This window comes from Mesorhizobium sp. M7A.F.Ca.CA.004.06.1.1, assembly GCF_003999135.1.
GTDB lineage: Bacteria > Pseudomonadota > Alphaproteobacteria > Rhizobiales > Rhizobiaceae > Mesorhizobium.
Genome location: NZ_RZPQ01000599.1, coordinates 1 through 3,661, shown reverse-complemented (window position 1 = coordinate 3,661; position 3,661 = coordinate 1). Strand labels below are relative to the sequence as shown.

Here is a 3,661-nt window from a genome sequence, read left to right as displayed (position 1 = left end):
ATCTCCAGTCCATCGCCGACGAGATCGCCAAGTCCGGCGGCACGCCGCTGGCGGTCGAACGCGACGGCCGCCTGCTCGGCGGCATCCCCCTCAAGGACATTGTCAAGGGCGGTATCCGGGAGCGCTTCACCGAACTGCGCCGCATGGGCATCCGCACGGTGATGATCACCGGCGACAATCCGATGACGGCAGCAGCCATCGCCGCGGAAGCCGGCGTCGACGACTTCCTCGCGCAGGCCACACCGGAGGACAAGCTGAAGCTGATCCGCGACGAACAGGCCAAGGGCAAGCTGGTGGCCATGTGCGGCGACGGCACCAACGATGCACCCGCCCTTGCACAAGCCGATGTCGGCGTCGCCATGAACACCGGCACGGTTGCCGCCCGCGAGGCCGGCAACATGATCGATCTCGACAGCGATCCGACCAAGCTCATCGAGATCGTCGAGATCGGCAAGGCGCTCTTGATGACGCGGGGTTCGCTGACGACCTTCTCGATCGCCAACGACGTGGCCAAGTATTTCGCCATCATTCCGGCGATGTTCGCCGTCTTCTACGTCGCACCGGGACAGACGACCGGCCCGCTGCAGGCACTCAACGTCATGCATCTGGCGACGCCGCAAAGCGCCATCCTGTCGGCCATCATCTTCAACGCACTGATCATCATCGCGCTGATCCCGCTGTCGCTGAAGGGCGTCAAATATCGCGCCATTGGCGCCGGGGCGCTGCTCAGCCGCAATCTGCTTGTCTACGGCCTCGGCGGCCTCATCGTGCCGTTCGTCGGCATCAAGGCGATCGACATGATCGTCACCGCGCTTGGCCTCGCTTAACTCTTTGTTTTAACGCAATTCCGGACGGAAACCCTGGAATTGCTTTGAGGAACATCTCCATGCTCACCCAGATAAGACCCGCGATCATCATGATCGTCTTCTTCACGGTCCTGACCGGCCTGATCTATCCCTTGGGCATGACCGGCATCGCCCAGGCGATCTTCCCGCGCCAGGCCAATGGCAGCCTGATCGAGAAGGATGGCAAGGTCATCGGCTCCGAGCTGATCGGCCAGGGCTTTGCCAGCGACAAGTATTTCCATGGCCGCCCCTCGGCCGCCGGCGACGGCTACAACGCCGCCGCCTCGAGCGGCAGCAATCTCGGCCCGACCAATCCCAAGCTGATCGACCGCATCAAGGGCGACGCGGAAAGATTGAAGGCGCAGAATCCGAACCAGCCCGTCCCGATGGACCTGGTGACGACGTCCGGCAGTGGCCTCGATCCCGATATCAGTCCCGAAGCAGCCTACTTCCAGGCCGCCAGGGTGGCCAAGGCCAGGGGGATCGATGAAGCCAAGGTCAAGGCGCTTGTCGATGCCCAAGTCGAGGGCAGGGAGCTTGGCTTCATGGGCGAACCGGTGGTCAATGTGCTCGGTCTCAACCTTGCGCTGGACGCCGCGAAACAGTGAATGGTGCGGGCCGGGGATCGACAGTATCCCCGGCGCCATCCATGATCGATCCCGATGCCGGACGACAGAAGCAACGACGCTAGACCTTCTCCCGACGCACTGCTTGACCATGCCGAGCGGGAAGGTCGCGGCCGGCTGCGGATATTCCTGGGTGCCGCTCCCGGCGTAGGCAAGACCTACGAGATGCTGATGTCGGGCCGCGCCAGGCTGACCGACGGCGTGGATGTGGTGATCGGTGTCGTCGAGACGCATGGGCGCAAGGAGACACTGGCCCTGGTCGAGGGCTATGAGGTCATTCCCCGCCGCAAGGTCGACTACAAGGGGCGCATCCTCGACGAGATGGATATCGACGCCATCCTCGCCCGGCGCCCGGCGCTGGTTCTCGTCGACGAACTCGCCCACACCAATGCGCCTGGCAGCCGGCACCCCAAGCGCTATCTCGATGTCCAGGAAATCCTGACGCACGGTATCGACGTCTACACGACGCTCAACATCCAGCATGTCGAAAGCCTGAACGACGTCGTCGCCCAGATCACCAAGGTCAGGGTTCGCGAGACGGTCCCCGATTCCATCATCGACCAGGCCGACGATGTCGAGATCATCGATCTCACCCCCGACGACCTGATCAAGCGGCTCGAGGAAGGCAAGGTCTATTTCCCCAACACCGCGCAGCGCGCGATCGAGAACTATTTCTCGCCGGGCAATCTGACGGCGCTCAGGGAGCTGGCGCTGCGCCGCACCGCGCAGCGCGTCGACGACCAGTTGCTGATCCATATGCAGGCCCACGCCATTCCCGGACCGTGGGCCGCGGGGGAAAGGGTTCTCGTCTGCGTCGACGCGCGTCCGGGCGGGGCGGCGCGTATTCGCTATGCGCGCAGGCTGGCCGACCGGCTCCGTGCCCCGTGGACGGCGCTGCATGTCGACAGCCCTCGCTCGGCCAGCATGCCCGAAGCGGACAAGGATCGGCTCGCTACGAACCTGCGGCTTGCCGAACAGCTCGGCGCCGAGGTGACCACCATTCCCGGTCAGAACATCGCGCAGGACATTGTTCGCCATGCGACGGCGAACAATTTCACCCATATCGTGGTCGGCAGGCCGACCCGGTCGCGCTGGCGGGAATTGATCGAAGGTTCGCTCACCTACGATCTCATCCGCAATGCCGGCGACATCAGCGTCCATGTCATTTCAGGAACCGAACGCAATGCCGAGGTGACGTCGAGGAGTGTCAAGGCGGCGGACGAGCAGTGGCAGTTCGAGATCTGGCCCTATCTCAAGGCCACGGCCTTTGTCATCGGTTCGCTCGCCTTCGCCGTCGTTCTCGACCAGTTTCTCGACGTTCGCAACCTGGCGATCATTCTTCTCATCGGCGTACTGGCATCGGCGGTAACGGGCGGTCTGTGGCCGGCTCTGTACGCTTGTTTCGCCAGCGCCCTTGCTTTCAATTATTTCTTCCTGGAGCCTCGCTATACGCTGACGATCCGGGATCCGGAGAGCATCGTCGCGCTCGGCGTCTTTCTCGTCGTTGCGGTCATCGCCAGCAATCTGACGGCGCGCGTGCAGCGCCAGGCGGTCGCCGCCCGCTCGCGGGCGCGGGCCACGGAAGACATCTACCTCTTTTCAAAGAAGCTCGCCGGCGCCGGCACGCTCGACGACGTCCTTTGGGCTACTGCCTTCCAGATCGCCTCGATGCTGAAGCTGCGGGTGGTGCTGCTTTTGCCGGAGGACGGGACCATCACCGTCAAGGCCGGCTATCCGCCCGACGACACGCTGGCCGAGGCCGACATCGCCGCCGCCCGCTGGGCCTGGGAGCACAATCGTGCCGCGGGTCGCGGCGCCGACACGCTTCCGGGCGCCAGGCGCCTCTATTTGCCCTTGCGCACGGGGCGCACGGCCATCGGGGTCGTCGGCCTCGACAACGACAAGCAGGGTCCGCTGCTGACGCCCGAGCAGCAGCGGCTGCTTGACGCACTGGCCGACCAGGAGGCGGTCGCCATCGAGCGTATTCAGTTGGTTGCCGACGTCGACCGCGCCAAGCTCGCCGCTGAGGCGGACAGGCTGCGCTCGGCGCTGCTCACCTCCATTTCCCATGATCTGAAAACGCCGCTCGCCGCCATCATGGGCGCGGCCGGCACGCTGCGGGATTTTTCAGCAGCGCTTCCCGAACCGGACCGGGCTGAACTGCTGTCGACGGTGCTCGACGAATCCGAG

General features: G+C 64.4%; 3 protein-coding genes. All 3 read left to right on the top strand.

Features of this window, described 5'->3' with window-relative positions; genetic code table 11:
• Positions 1–827, top strand: an 827-nt coding sequence (locus EN906_RS26550; protein ID WP_127375488.1) for an HAD-IC family P-type ATPase, incomplete at its 5' end; no start/stop codon positions are given.
• Positions 828–886: 59 nt separating this feature from the next.
• Positions 887–1,453, top strand: a complete 567-nt coding sequence (gene kdpC / locus EN906_RS26545; RefSeq protein ID WP_127267747.1) for a potassium-transporting ATPase subunit KdpC — start codon at positions 887–889, stop codon at positions 1,451–1,453.
• A gap of 54 nt (positions 1,454–1,507) precedes the next feature.
• The coding region (locus tag EN906_RS26540) for a sensor histidine kinase KdpD (RefSeq protein ID WP_164777371.1) at positions 1,508–3,661 on the top strand (2,154 nt) is incomplete at its 3' end.

Excerpts from the sequence above, each read along its gene's own strand:
- kdpC (WP_127267747.1), top strand. The coding sequence starts at position 887 with ATGCTCACCCAGATAAGACCCGCGATCATCATGATCGTCTTCTTCACG.